Origin of the sequence: Citrobacter sp. S55_ASV_140, from assembly GCF_018919505.1 — a bacterium.
GTDB classification, from domain to species: Bacteria; Pseudomonadota; Gammaproteobacteria; order Enterobacterales; family Enterobacteriaceae; genus Citrobacter; species Citrobacter werkmanii.
The window spans coordinates 1-13,073 of record NZ_JAHLQZ010000113.1; the positions used below are offsets into that span (position 1 = coordinate 1).

The following is a 13,073-nucleotide window of genomic DNA, read 5'->3' on the forward strand; positions in this document are numbered from 1 at the left end:
AGATGTGTATAAGAGACAGATCCTGGTGGATATGACTAACGGTAATGAGGTCTCTATTACCTGTGGCGAGGCGGCCAGCATTGTCGACAGGATCCGGGGATTCTTTGAACCATCAAGTATTCTTATCTCCACGCTGGTGCTGACTCTGCGACCAACCGGCCTCTTGCCGTTGGTGACTGACAGCCTGCCAATGCGCCTGCTGCCAACCGAGATCCTCAGCGGTTCGCCGATTCGCAGCCGTGATATCAGCCTGGATGACGATCCGGGGATCAACGGTCAGTTGTGGGACGTCAACCGCATGGATATTACCGCGCAGCAGGGTACCTGGGAGCGCTGGACGGTGCGGGCGGATATGCCGCAGTCTTTCCATATTGAGGGCGTCTCGTTCCTGATCCGTAATGTGAACGGCGCGATGCCGTTCCCGGAAGACAGAGGCTGGAAAGATACCGTTTGGGTAGATGGTCAGGTCGAGCTACTGGTTTATTACGGTCAGCCTTCCTGGGCGCATTTCCCGTTCTACTTTAACAGCCAGACGCTGGAAATGGCGGATCGTGGCTCGATCGGTCAGATCCTGGTGAACCCGGCGCCGTAACGCGCCGGGGTTTGCGTTACGCCCGCCAGAACATGCGCGAAAACAGGATCAGTATGGGGTAAATCTCCAGACGCCCCATGATCATGGCCGCGCACATCAGCAGCTTTGCCTCCTCATTTAACGTGCCAAACGTCGTGGCGGTAACGCCAAATCCCAGCCCCATATTGTTGATGCAGGCGGCGACGGTGGCGAAAGAGGAGAAGAGATCGTAGCCCATCAGATTGAGCGCCCAGATAAAAAAGCTGGTGAACAAAACGTAGAGAAAGAAAAAGCTCCATACCGAACGCACCACCCTGTCGCTTACCACGCTGTTACCCACTTTGATGTTCAGCAGGGCGCGAGGATGCGCGAGCTGGTGTAATTCCTGGCGGCACTGCTTGAACATAATCAAAAAGCGCAGCACTTTAATTCCCCCGCACGTCGATCCCACACAACCGCCGAAGAAGCTGGCGCTAAGCAGCATGAAGATCGTGTGCGAGGGCCACTGCGCGTAATCCGCCGTTGACAGGCCATTATCCGTCAGCATGGAGCTGGCCAGAAAAAAGGCATGCACCAGGCTGTCCGTTAGCCCGTACATACCTGCCCGCCAGACCTGCCAGGTGGCGATCAGCGTGACCACCAGCGCAATTAGCAGAAAGAAACGCAGCTCGGCATTACGACGAAAGGGCTTGAAGGTACGTTTTACAATAGCAACGTACCAGAGGGTGAAGTTAAACGCGGATAACAGTGAGAACAGTCCGGCGACGAGTTCTATAGCGTGGCTGTTATAAAAGCCGATGCTCTCGCTGCGAGTGGAAAATCCGCCAAGAGAGACCGTCGACAGCCCGTGGCATAAGGCGTCGAAAAACGACATCCCGGCAGCCCAGTAGGCCAGAGTACAAATAAGACCCAGAATGACGTAGGTCAACCACAGCGTACGTGCGGTATCGGCAAGCCTTGGCGTGAGGCGTTCTTCTTTGAAGGGGCCAGGCATTTCAGACTGATACAGTTTCATGCCGCCAATACCCAGCAGCGGTAATACCGCCACGGCGAGGACAATAACGCCCAGGCCGCCAATAAAATTGAGCTGAGCACGATAGTAAAGATACGATTTCGGCAAGGCGCTGACGTCGTCAATCACCGTTGCGCCTGTGGTGGTAATCCCGGAAACCCCTTCGAACAGGGCATCGGCAAAGGAGAGATTTAAGCCATCGTCCATCCACATCGGCATTGCGCTAATTAACGAAAACAGTAGCCAGAACAAAACGATAATGACGAATCCATCTCGGGTTCTCAGTTGAATTCCCGCATGTTTGGTTGCCAGCCACGCCCCGCCGCCGAGGGTAAAGAAAGTCATAAATGTGCTGAAAAATGCGAAAAAGCTCCGCTCTTTATTTAACAGAGCGATGGTCATCGGCGGCAGCATGGAGAAGCTGTAGAGAAGAACCAGAAATCCGCACAGGTGAACAACAACCCGTAACTGGGAAATATGCAGTGAATCGTTGAGTCGCAATGAAAAATCCCCCGCCGAAAAGAGTGATCTCAGCTGGCCGGCATGGTGTTAATTATGATTGATAAAAATGGCTGTCGTAAAATTTAACAATTTATACAACTTTCTACTGGTCTGGTTCAGACTCCACTTCATTTCTTGCCGACATACAGCGTATAATCCCCGGCCTTTGATTATTTTTTTACCATTTTTGGAAGCCCTATGAGCGCAATATCCCTGATCCAACCGGACAGAGACCTTTTCTCCTGGCCGCAGTACTGGGCTGCCTGTTTTGGCCCGGCACCGTTTTTGCCGATGTCACGTGACGAAATGGACCAACTTGGCTGGGATAGCTGCGACATCATTCTGGTGACCGGCGATGCCTACGTCGACCACCCAAGCTTTGGTATGGCGATTTGTGGCCGTATGCTGGAAGCTCAGGGCTTTCGCGTCGGAATTATCGCCCAGCCGGAGTGGAACAACAAAGACGATTTTATGCGTTTGGGTAAACCGAACCTGTTCTTTGGTGTGACCGCTGGCAACATGGACTCGATGATCAACCGTTATACCGCCGATCGCCGACTGCGCCATGATGATGCCTACACGCCGGACAACGTGGCGGGTAAACGTCCGGACCGCGCCACGCTGGTCTATACCCAGCGCTGTAAAGAAGCATGGAAAGATGTGCCGGTTATTCTTGGCGGCATTGAGGCCAGCCTGCGCCGCACCGCGCACTACGATTACTGGTCTGATACCGTTCGCCGCTCCGTTTTGGTGGATTCGAAAGCCGATATGCTGATGTTCGGCAACGGCGAACGTCCGCTGGTGGAAGTGGCGCATCGTCTGGCGATGGGGGAAACTATCGATCAGATCCGCGATGTGCGTAACACCGCTATTATGGTTAAAGAAGCGTTGCCGGGCTGGAGTGGGGTGGATTCTACGCGTCTCGACACGCCAGGCAAGATTGACCCGATCCCGCATCCTTACGGTGAAGATCTGCCGTGTGCTGATAACAAACCTGTCGCACCGAAAAAGCAGGAAGCGAAAGCGGTCACCGTGCAGCCGCCGCGTCCGAAACCGTGGGAAAAAACCTACGTGCTGCTACCGTCCTTCGAAAAAGTGAAGGGCGATAAAGTGCTGTATGCGCATGCGTCGCGTATCCTGCACCACGAAACTAACCCAGGCTGCGCGCGTGCGCTGATGCAAAAGCATGGCGATCGCTACATCTGGATCAACCCGCCAGCTATTCCGCTGTCTACCGAAGAGATGGACAGCGTCTTTGCGTTACCGTACAAGCGTGTACCGCATCCGGCGTATGGCGACAGCCGTATTCCGGCCTATGAGATGATCCGTTTCTCGATCAACATTATGCGTGGCTGCTTTGGCGGCTGCTCGTTCTGTTCGATAACAGAGCACGAAGGCCGTATCATCCAGAGTCGCTCTGAAGATTCGATCATCAATGAAATCGAAGCCATTCGCGACACTGTCCCGGGCTTTACCGGCGTGATTTCCGATCTCGGCGGCCCAACGGCGAACATGTATATGCTGCGCTGTAAGTCACCGCGTGCGGAGCAAACCTGCCGTCGTCTGTCATGCGTCTATCCGGATATTTGTCCGCACATGGATACCAATCATGAGCCGACAATTAACCTCTATCGCCGGGCGCGTGATCTCAAAGGCATTAAAAAGATCCTTATCGCATCCGGTGTGCGCTATGACATCGCGGTGGAAGACCCACGCTACATCAAAGAACTGGCTACCCATCACGTGGGCGGCTATCTGAAGATTGCGCCAGAGCATACTGAAGAAGGCCCGCTGTCGAAGATGATGAAGCCGGGGATGGGCAGCTACGATCGCTTCAAGGAATTGTTCGATACCTACTCTAAACAGGCCGGTAAAGAGCAGTACCTGATCCCGTATTTTATCTCCGCGCACCCGGGTACGCGTGATGAGGATATGGTGAATCTGGCGCTGTGGCTGAAACAACGTCGTTTCCGTCTGGATCAGGTGCAGAACTTCTATCCATCGCCGTTGGCGAACTCCACAACCATGTATTACACCGGGAAAAACCCGTTGGGTAAAATTGGTTATAAGAGTGAAGACGTGGTGGTGCCGAAAGGTGATAAGCAGCGTCGTCTGCATAAAGCCCTGTTGCGCTACCACGATCCGGCCAACTGGCCGTTAATCCGCCAGGCGCTGGAAGATATGGGTAAAAAGCATCTGATCGGCGGGCGTCGCGAATGTCTGGTTCCGGCGCCTACGCTGGAAGAGATGCGCGAAGCGCGTCGGCAGAACCGTCATACTCGTCCGGCGCTGACCAAACACACGCCAGTGGCGCACCAGCGTCAGACGCCTGCCGCGAACAAAAAACGCGGGAAAGTGGCGGGACGTTAATCTGTCTTGCCCGGATAAGGTGCTTGCACCGCTATCGGGCAGAAGAGATCAGTATTTATGCCTCACGAATTCTGGCCGCTAATGCGGCCAGTTTTTCGTCATCAGCCCGTTCATGATCGTGTGACGACAGATATCCTTCATACTGCTCGAAAAATTTGTTCTGCCGCGATTCAATCGGTTTCCAGTGGGTTAAATCGCCAGTACCGTGCATGGGACTTAATTTACTGTGCACATGGTCTACGCCGAAACCTTCGAAGAACATTCCCGTACGACTAACATCCGGGAAAGCCTTATCCAGTTTCTTAGCCACTTTTTGGGTCGCCAGCATCAGGTCCGCTAACGCCTGCGGCGGCATATCGAAGGCATAGCTCGGGTAATGCTTTTTCGGGATCACCACGGTAAAACCGTCGGTGTTCGGGAAAATCGACAGAAAAGCCAGGTGGTGCTCGTCTTCCCATACCTTATGGCAGGGCGCTTTGCCTTCAACAATTTGACAGAAAATACAGGTCATTCCTTTTCTCCGCAGGTAAGGTATTCCTCAGAACGCAGTCAGTTTAGTACAGACCCAACACCTTCCACCACATCAGACCCACGGTAATAAAGACCGCCTGGTTAAACAGGCTGATGATAAATCCTGTGCGCCACCAGACGCCCGTTGGAACGTACCCTGCGCCAAACAGAATTGGACCGCGAGCATGAGTGTACTGGGTGAGCGAGCAGTACAAACTGCTGGTGAAGGCCAGCATTAGCGCCGTGGGGGCCGCGGGAATATTCAGATGCAGCCCGACGCCGAGGAAAACGGCATACAGCGCGGCAATCTGCGCATTTCCGCTGGCAAAAAAGTAGTGGGTATAGAAATAGGCGGCGTTCAGCAGTAGCAGGACGATCACCCAACTGGTCCCGTGCATAGTACTGCTCAGGCTATCGCCAATCAGATTGCCAAACCAGGTGGTGAAGCCCAGTTTTTTCAACTGATTCGCCATCATCAGTAATGCGGCAAACCAAATCAGCGTATCCCATGCCCCTTTCTCACTTTTGACGTCCTCCCAGCTCAGCACGCCGCTCAGCAATAAAATCGACAGCCCTACAAACGAGGCGGTGGTGGCGTCAACGCCCAGCGTATCGCCAAAAATCCACAGCACCAGCAGTACGCCGACGGTTGCCAGCATCAGCCATTCACCGCGTGACATGCGGCCCATTTCCGCCAGCTCTTTGCGCGCCAGGTTAGGGGCATCCGGCGTGTGTTTGATTTCCGGGCGCACCAGCCAGTAGACCAGTAGCGGAACGAGCAGCAAAGAGACCAGACAAGGTAGCAGCGCCGCCATAAACCAGCCGCCCCAGGTCAGCGTAACCCCGGCGTTGGCCGCCAGTTTTACTGCCAGCAGGTTGCCGGTATAGCCGGTCATAAACAGTGCTGCCGTCACGTCGTTGACGTTGCCAATACAGGTGATAAGAAAGGTGCCGATTTTACTGCGGGACTCATCTTCCGGGTTCGAATGGAAACTACGCGCCAGAGAGTCGGCAATCGGATAGATGACGCCGCCGCAGCGCGCCGTATTACTCGGCATAGCGGGAGAGAGGATCAGATCGGCAAAAGCCAGACCGTAGGCGAGTCCCAGCGTGCGCTTGCCGAGCAGGCGGATCATCTGCAATGCAATGCGTCGTCCGAGGCCGGTTTTGATAAACCCACGGGCAATCATAAAGGCCACGACGATAAGCCAGATAAGTGAGCTGTTCAGTTCGCTGAGTGCCGTGGTGATGGCGCCGCTGGCGGTTTTATCCCCGGCAGCATAGGCGAGTGCGAACACCGTAATACCAATAATGCCGACCGCGCCGATGGGTAAGACTTTCGCCACAATAGAGGCGATGGTGGCAACGAAGATAATTGCCGAATGCCAGGCTGGCGCACTTAACCCAGTAGGGGGAGTAAGCTGCCAGAGACCGGCAGAAATGAGTACTATAAGAATTAATGGGAGCCATTTGACGCCATTACTTTTTTTATCAGCCACGATTACGCACCTATAGGTGTGGTAAATATATTCATTAGATGAATATATTTATTGAATAATTAACAGGTTATGTTGCGCAATGCTGCTCCAGCGACTGCAAGAAATACATCAATATATGTATGTTAATTGTTTCCTGATATTTCATTGCCAGCAAGGCCCGACGGGAGTGTCGGGCCGGAGAGAAGAGATTAACCGCCGAACTGGTCCGGGTCTGGTCCCAGCCGTCTGCCCTGATCGAGTTTCGCGATTTCGCCTAATTCTTCTTTATCCAGGCGGAAGTCCCAGACGTTAAAGTTTTCAGCGATACGGGCAGGCGTCACCGATTTCGGAATAACCACCAGACCGTTATCCAGATGCCAGCGGATGACAATCTGCGCTGGTGATTTACCATATTTCTCTGCGAGGTCACGGATGATCTTTTGGTCGAAGACGTCTTTCCCGCCCTGCGCCAATGGACTCCAGGATTCGGTCTGGATCTTATGCGTGGCGTTCCAGGCATGAAGCTGGCGCTGCTGCATAAGTGGGTGCAGTTCTATCTGGTTGATCACGGGATGAACGCCAGTTTCATCGATCAGGCGCTGGAGATGATTGATCTGAAAGTTGCACACGCCGATGCTCTTAATCAGCCCTTCTTTTTGCAGATCGATCATGTTTTCCCACGCTTCAACGTAGTGATCGATCGCCGGAACAGGCCAGTGCATCAGGTAAAGATCGAGGTAATCGAGCTGGAGTTTCTCCATGCTTTCGAGTAAGGCTTGCCGGGCGCGTTTCTGATCATCATTCCACAGCTTGGTGGTGATGAATAACTCTTCCCGCGGCACGCCGGCATTACGTATCGCTTTGCCGACACCTTCTTCGTTTTTGTATGCGGCGGCGGTATCAATCGAACGATAACCCACTTCCAGTGCTTTATGGATAGCGGTAATGACTTCTTCGTTGCTTGCCTTCCAGACCCCCAGGCCCAGTTGCGGCATGACGTTACCATCCTGTAGCTTGATAATGGTTGGACCGGTCATAATTCCCCCCTGGATTACAGTCACCGGAGCAAGCTCCGGTGAGTTAGGTGTGACTTAAGTCTGGTATAAATACCCAAAAACGAAAGGCGGAGGTTAAAAAACCTTAGCGGGCAGCTTCGTAAATCCGACGGCTGACGTCGAGCGTAATGTCCTGATGTTCACCCAGTTTCGTACCGCCGTGCGCTTGCAGTTTTTCCAGCAGCGCCGGGATGGAGCTACCGTCCAGACCGTAGTCAGACAAGCGAGTTGGTACGCCCATTTGTTCGAAGAAAGCACGGGTAGCGGCAATGGCGGCATCGATACGCTGGTCTTCGGAACCTTCGGTGATATTCCAGATACGCTCTGCGTATTGCAGCAGTTTGGCACGCTTGTTATCGCGTTTTTCATTCCACAGCGCAGGCAGAACGATGGCCAGCGTTTGCGCATGATCCAGACCATGCATCGCGGTCAGTTCGTGGCCCAGCATATGGGTTGCCCAGTCCTGCGGTACGCCTGCGCCAATCAGGCCGTTCAGCGCCTGGGTTGCCGCCCACATCACGTTCGCACGCACGTTGTAGTTTTCCGGCTCCAGCAAGGCTTTCGGACCTTCTTCGATCAGCGTAAGCAGAATGCCTTCGGCAAAGCGATCCTGAATTTTCCCGTCGACCGGATAAGTTACATACTGCTCAACGGTATGCACGAAGGCATCTACAACGCCGTTCGCAACCTGACGTGGCGGCAGGGTATAGGTGTAAACCGGATCCAGAACGGCAAATACCGGTTGTACAAACGGGGTCATAAAGGCCAGTTTGTCGCCGGTGGTTTTCCGCGAGATGACCGCGCCGGAGTTAGATTCAGAACCGGTGGCGGGCAGGGTTAATACGGAGCCCATCGGGATGGCGCTTTTTACGTCGTTGCCGTGAGTTTCCAGAATACGCCATGGGTCGATGCCGTCAGCGTACTGTGCTGCTGCCGCGATGAATTTGGTGCCGTCCAGTACCGAACCGCCGCCCACTGCCAGCAGGAACGTTACTTTTTCATCACGCACGAGCTTTACCGCATTCATTAGCGTTTCATAAGACGGGTTTGGCTCAATACCGCCAAACTCCAGCACGTCCAGGCCTTTCAGTGCATCCTGAACCTGTGCCAGGACACCGGTTTTTTTCACACTGCCGCCGCCGTAGGTAATCAGTACGCGGGCATCCTGAGGGATTTGGTCGCGCAGCTCTGCAATAGCGCCTTTACCGAACAGAATTCGGGTTGGGGTATGGAGATTAAAATTGTTCATTGCTCGTTCCCTTGTGTGGGTAAAAAAGAGGGCAGGAGAGTGTCTGCCGGATGATGAACATTGTGGTCGCCAGCCGCGCTGCTCTCAATGCTCATTTCTGCCGATGTCTTGCCCATTTCTACAGATTACTGGAGAAAACGGATAAATCTGCGCATTATGTCAGGGTCGCAAACCGATGATGAAATGGTGCTTTATGAACCGTGAAGAGATCTGCCTTCTGCTGACAGATAAAATTAAGCAGCTGAAAAACAATGAAAATAAACTCAGTGCATTGCTGCCAGATGTCCGCCTGCTGCACGGAACGGAGCCAGCGGCGCGCACACCGGTCATGTATCAGCCAGGCATCATATTTCTCTTTTCGGGCCATAAAATTGGTTATATCAATGAACGTATATTTCGTTATGACGCCAATGAATACTTGCTGCTAACCGTACCTTTACCCTTTGAATGTGAAACGTATGCGACACCGGAGGTTCCGTTGGCCGGAATTTATCTGAATGTCGATATCCTGCAATTGCAGGAGCTGTTGATGGACATTGGAGAAGATGAGCTGTTTCAGCCTGCCATGGCAGCCAGTGGAATTAACTCCGCGACGCTTTCAGACGAAATTCTCTGCGCCGCTGAGCGCCTGTTGGATGTGATGGAGCGTCCGTTGGATGCGCGTATTCTCGGCAAACAGATCATTCGCGAGATCCTCTACCATGTGCTGACCGGGCCGCGCGGCGGCGCGTTACTTGCGCTGGTCAGTCGTCAGACGCATTTCAGCTTGATAAGCCGGGTGCTGAAGCGGATTGAAACCAAATACACCGAAAATCTCAATGTAGAACAGCTGGCGGCAGAGGCGAACATGAGCGTGTCGGCGTTTCATCATAATTTTAAAGCGGTGACCAGCACGTCGCCGCTGCAATATCTTAAAAGCTATCGTCTGCATAAAGCGCGGATGATGATGATTCATGACGGGATGAAGGCCAGTGCGGCAGCCATGCGTGTCGGCTATGAGAGCGCATCGCAGTTTAGCCGGGAGTTCAAACGTTTCTTTGGCGTGACGCCGGGGGAAGATGCGGCCAGAATTCGGATGATGCAGGGGAGTTGATTTCTTGTCCGTCTGAAAGGTACACCGTAGGCCTTAAAGCTGCGCGCCATAAGGCAAAATGCCGGAGATTATCCGGCCTACGGATGCGACTCAGGCGCTACAGTATTTTTTTTTAATCACCACGAACAGGGTTCCCAACAGACCTGCGGTTAACAGGGCAATCGGTAGGATCATTAAAAAGGTCATCACCTGATCTTCATGGCGTTTAACGAACGGGATCATGCTCAGCGCGTAGCCAAAGCTGGTGACGACGGTGACCCACAGCAGGCCGCTCAGCCAGTTAAAAAACTGGAATCGACGGTTAGGCAACCCTGAAATTCCCGCCATGGTCGGCAGCAAGGTGCGTACGAACGCCAGGAAGCGCCCGGCCAGCAGCGCCATCAGGCCGTGTTGGTCAAACATGCAGGTGGCGCGCTGATGATATTTTTCAGGTAATTGCGCCAGCCAGCCTTTTACCGTTCGTGTGTTGCCCAGCCAGCGTCCCTGAATGTAACTGAGCCAGCAGCCCAGGCTGGCGGCGGCGGTCAGAATAGCTATGGTAGGTAAAAAACTCATCACGTCCTGGGCGATCAGCGCACCAGCCAGTAATAACAGGCTGTCTCCGGGTAAAAAGGAGGCGGGCAGCAGGCCATTTTCTAAAAACAGTGTGGCGAACATGACGAAGTACACCACGCTCACAACGTGTGGATCCGCCAGCGCGGCAAAGTCGTGTTGCCAGAGCGCGGAGACAATATCTTGAATAACTACCATGGACTTTCCTGTGGAACAGCGTTTATGTGTGGATTGTACTCCTGAATTGTCCGGGATGCCTTGATCCCGGACGCAACAATTGCAGACTTTTCCACCAGAAGTGTCTGCATATATGTCCATCTATGGCAATGTTACTCGATTCGGGCAAATCCTGCGGCTAAATCGGCAATCAGATCGTCAACATTCTCTAAACCGATATGCAAACGGATAAGCGTTCCGCTGAAGTCCACCTCGCCTTGCGGACGGATTGCCGCAATGTGCTCCGGCTGGTTGGCGAGAATCAGTGACTCAAAACCGCCCCAGGAGTAGGCCATGCTGAACAGGCTGAAGTGATCCAGATACGCGGCTAACTCTTCATTATTTAGCTTCTTATTCAATACAAAGGAGAATAGCCCGCTGCTGCCGGTAAAATCACGTTTCCAGAATTCATGGCCTTTACTGCCGGGCAGCGCCGGGTGATTAACGCGGGCGACCTGTGGGTGGTTGGACAGCCACTCGGCGACCTTTAAGCTGCTTTCATGATGCTGGCGTAAGCGTACGCTCAGCGTGCGTAATCCACGGCTGGTCATATAGGCGGTATCGGCGTCGAGCATTTGTCCCATCAGATAGGCATTTTCGCGCAGTTGATCCCAGCAACGGGCATTGGATACCGCTGTGCCGACCATGCCGTCGGAATGACCAATCAGGTATTTCGTACCCGCCTGAATCGAGATATCGATACCGAAATCCAGCGCCTTGAACAGCACGCCGGCAGCCCAGGTGTTATCAATCATGATGACTGCATCAGGCGCAACGCTTCTGACGGCGGCTACAATTGCCGGCACATCATGTACCTCCATGGTGACGGAGCCGGGTGATTCCAGAAAGACAACTTTGGTGTTCGGCTGAATGTGCTTCACAATATCGGCACCCACCAGCGGATCAAACCAGCCCGTTGAGACGCCTAGTTTGCCGAGAATTTTGGTGCAGAAGTCCTGGCTGGGTTCATAGGCGGTATTGGTCATCAACACATGATCGCCTTGTTCCACAAAGGCAAGGATGGTGTTGGCAACGGCTGCCGCGCCGCAAGGGAACAACGCGCAGCCCACGCCGCCTTCCAGTTCGCACATGGCTTCCTGCAGCGAAAAATGCGTCAGGGTTCCACGACGTCCGTAGAAAAGCGCACCGTTAGCACGGTTGCGCGTGGCCTGCTTTTTTGCCTCAACGCTGTCAAACACCAGCGAAGAAGCGCGCTGGATCACGCTATTTACCGAGCCCAGCGTGTACTTTTTACTCCGTCCTGCGTGCACGAGTTTGGTTTCAAGTTGTTTATCTGCCATGGTGTATTACCTGTTTTTATACGTCTGGATGTCTAAACTACCATGAATCAAAGATGACGCATCCTGCAGAAAGGTCATACAGTAGAAAATAATCTCAAAATGCTTCTGGTGACTTTTTTACTGCGTAAGCGCAAGGAAAAGAAACCAAAGGTGCGGCAATATGTAAATAGTAATGAGAACGACTATCAATTCGACGTTGTTTTGATATGATTACGCTTAGATTTTGTGATTTGCGTCCTGGAGATACAGAGTGGGTAATAATTTGATGCAGACGGACCTTTCCGTCTGGGGTATGTATCAGCACGCCGATATCGTGGTGAAGTGCGTGATGATTGGGCTGATTTTAGCGTCAGTGGTCACCTGGGCTATCTTCTTTAGTAAGAGCCTTGAGTTCTTTACTCAGAAACGCCGTCTTAAGCGTGAACAGCAACTGCTGGCGGATGCCCGCTCTTTAGACCAGGCAAACGAGATTGCCGCAGGATTCGATGCTAAAAGCCTTGGCGCACAGTTGATTTATGAAGCGCAGAACGAGCTGGAACTGTCGGAAGGCAGTGACGACAACGAAGGTATTAAAGAGCGCACCGGTTTCCGTCTGGAGCGTCGTGTGGCGGCAGTAGGTCGTCATATGGGACGCGGTAACGGATACCTGGCCACCATCGGGGCAATCTCGCCATTCGTGGGTTTATTCGGTACGGTATGGGGCATCATGAACAGCTTCATCGGGATCGCACAAACCCAAACCACCAACCTGGCCGTTGTTGCGCCGGGTATTGCAGAAGCGCTGTTAGCGACCGCGATTGGTCTGGTTGCGGCGATTCCTGCGGTCGTCATCTACAATATTTTCGCACGTCAGATTGGCAGCTATAAAGCGATGCTGGGCGATGTCGCGGCGCAGGTGCTGTTGCTGCAAAGCCGCGATCTGGACCTGAACGCCAGCGCCTCCGCGCATCCGGTACGTGCTGCGCAGAAATTACGTGTAGGGTAATGTTCCATGGCAATGAGCTTTAATGAAAACCTGGACGATAACGGTGAAATGCATGAAATCAACGTGACGCCGTTTATCGACGTTATGTTGGTTTTATTGATCATCTTTATGGTGGCCGCGCCGCTGGCAACAGTAGATGTGAAGGTGAATCTCCCTGCCTCCACCAGTACGCCGCAGCCG

General features: G+C 53.2%; 12 protein-coding genes. 5 read left to right on the forward strand and 7 right to left on the reverse strand.

Features of this window, described 5'->3' with window-relative positions:
- Positions 1-592: multicopper oxidase domain-containing protein (locus KQJ18_RS15875; RefSeq protein ID WP_216422282.1), on the forward strand; the 592-nt coding region annotated here is incomplete at its 5' end.
- 16 nt (positions 593-608) lie between these two features.
- On the opposite strand, the gene KQJ18_RS15880 is transcribed toward KQJ18_RS15875, so the two are convergent.
- Positions 609-2,084 carry a TrkH family potassium uptake protein gene (locus KQJ18_RS15880; protein ID WP_087856818.1) on the reverse strand — a complete coding sequence of 492 codons (1,476 nt, stop codon included), beginning with the start codon at positions 2,082-2,084 and terminating at the stop codon, positions 609-611.
- 198 nt (positions 2,085-2,282) lie between these two features.
- On the opposite strand from KQJ18_RS15880, the gene KQJ18_RS15885 reads away from it, so the two are divergent.
- Positions 2,283-4,454 carry a YgiQ family radical SAM protein gene (locus KQJ18_RS15885; RefSeq protein WP_003024532.1) on the forward strand — a complete coding sequence of 724 codons (2,172 nt, stop codon included), beginning with the start codon at positions 2,283-2,285 and terminating at the stop codon, positions 4,452-4,454.
- Positions 4,455-4,509: 55 nt separating this feature from the next.
- Here the strand turns inward: KQJ18_RS15885 and KQJ18_RS15890 are convergent, their stop codons facing one another.
- The 4 genes from KQJ18_RS15890 to yqhD form a co-directional block, all read right to left on the reverse strand.
- Positions 4,510-4,965: an HIT family protein gene (locus KQJ18_RS15890; protein ID WP_042310999.1), complete on the reverse strand. Its 456-nt coding sequence runs from the start codon at positions 4,963-4,965 to the stop codon at positions 4,510-4,512.
- A 43-nt stretch (positions 4,966-5,008) separates the two neighbouring features.
- A complete protein-coding gene (locus KQJ18_RS15895; protein WP_038633882.1) occupies positions 5,009-6,463 on the reverse strand; it encodes a DASS family sodium-coupled anion symporter in 1,455 nt (484 codons plus the stop codon).
- A gap of 188 nt (positions 6,464-6,651) precedes the next feature.
- Positions 6,652-7,479, reverse strand: a complete 828-nt coding sequence (dkgA, locus tag KQJ18_RS15900; protein ID WP_216422283.1) for a 2,5-didehydrogluconate reductase DkgA — start codon at positions 7,477-7,479, stop codon at positions 6,652-6,654.
- Between the two features lie 103 nt (positions 7,480-7,582).
- Entirely contained in the window at positions 7,583-8,746 is a 1,164-nt protein-coding gene (gene yqhD / locus KQJ18_RS15905) for an alcohol dehydrogenase (RefSeq protein ID WP_159121571.1), read from the reverse strand.
- A 193-nt stretch (positions 8,747-8,939) separates the two neighbouring features.
- Between yqhD and KQJ18_RS15910 the strand changes: the two genes are divergently transcribed.
- Complete coding sequence (locus tag KQJ18_RS15910) at positions 8,940-9,839, forward strand: AraC family transcriptional regulator (protein WP_216422284.1); 900 nt, start codon at positions 8,940-8,942, stop codon at positions 9,837-9,839.
- A gap of 90 nt (positions 9,840-9,929) precedes the next feature.
- Here the strand turns inward: KQJ18_RS15910 and yghB are convergent, their stop codons facing one another.
- A complete protein-coding gene (gene yghB / locus KQJ18_RS15915; protein WP_003024510.1) occupies positions 9,930-10,589 on the reverse strand; it encodes a DedA family general envelope maintenance protein YghB in 660 nt (219 codons plus the stop codon).
- Positions 10,590-10,720: 131 nt separating this feature from the next.
- Complete coding sequence (metC, locus tag KQJ18_RS15920) at positions 10,721-11,908, reverse strand: cystathionine beta-lyase (RefSeq protein ID WP_199951538.1); 1,188 nt, start codon at positions 11,906-11,908, stop codon at positions 10,721-10,723.
- A 250-nt stretch (positions 11,909-12,158) separates the two neighbouring features.
- Here metC and exbB point away from each other — a divergent pair, with 250 nt between their 5' ends.
- Positions 12,159-12,893: a tol-pal system-associated acyl-CoA thioesterase gene (gene exbB, locus KQJ18_RS15925; RefSeq protein ID WP_061382446.1), complete on the forward strand. Its 735-nt coding sequence runs from the start codon at positions 12,159-12,161 to the stop codon at positions 12,891-12,893.
- 6 nt (positions 12,894-12,899) lie between these two features.
- On the forward strand, positions 12,900-13,073 hold a 174-nt coding region (locus KQJ18_RS15930), incomplete at its 3' end, for a biopolymer transporter ExbD (protein WP_216422286.1).

Coding starts and splice junctions, on each gene's coding strand:
- KQJ18_RS15885 (WP_003024532.1), top strand. CDS start 2,283: ATGAGCGCAATATCCCTGATCCAACCGGACAGAGACCTTTTCTCCTGG.
- KQJ18_RS15890 (WP_042310999.1), bottom strand. CDS start 4,965: ATGACCTGTATTTTCTGTCAAATTGTTGAAGGCAAAGCGCCCTGCCAT.
- dkgA (WP_216422283.1), bottom strand. CDS start 7,479: ATGACCGGTCCAACCATTATCAAGCTACAGGATGGTAACGTCATGCCG.
- yqhD (WP_159121571.1), bottom strand. CDS start 8,746: ATGAACAATTTTAATCTCCATACCCCAACCCGAATTCTGTTCGGTAAA.
- KQJ18_RS15910 (WP_216422284.1), top strand. CDS start 8,940: ATGAACCGTGAAGAGATCTGCCTTCTGCTGACAGATAAAATTAAGCAG.
- yghB (WP_003024510.1), bottom strand. CDS start 10,589: ATGGTAGTTATTCAAGATATTGTCTCCGCGCTCTGGCAACACGACTTT.
- metC (WP_199951538.1), bottom strand. CDS start 11,908: ATGGCAGATAAACAACTTGAAACCAAACTCGTGCACGCAGGACGGAGT.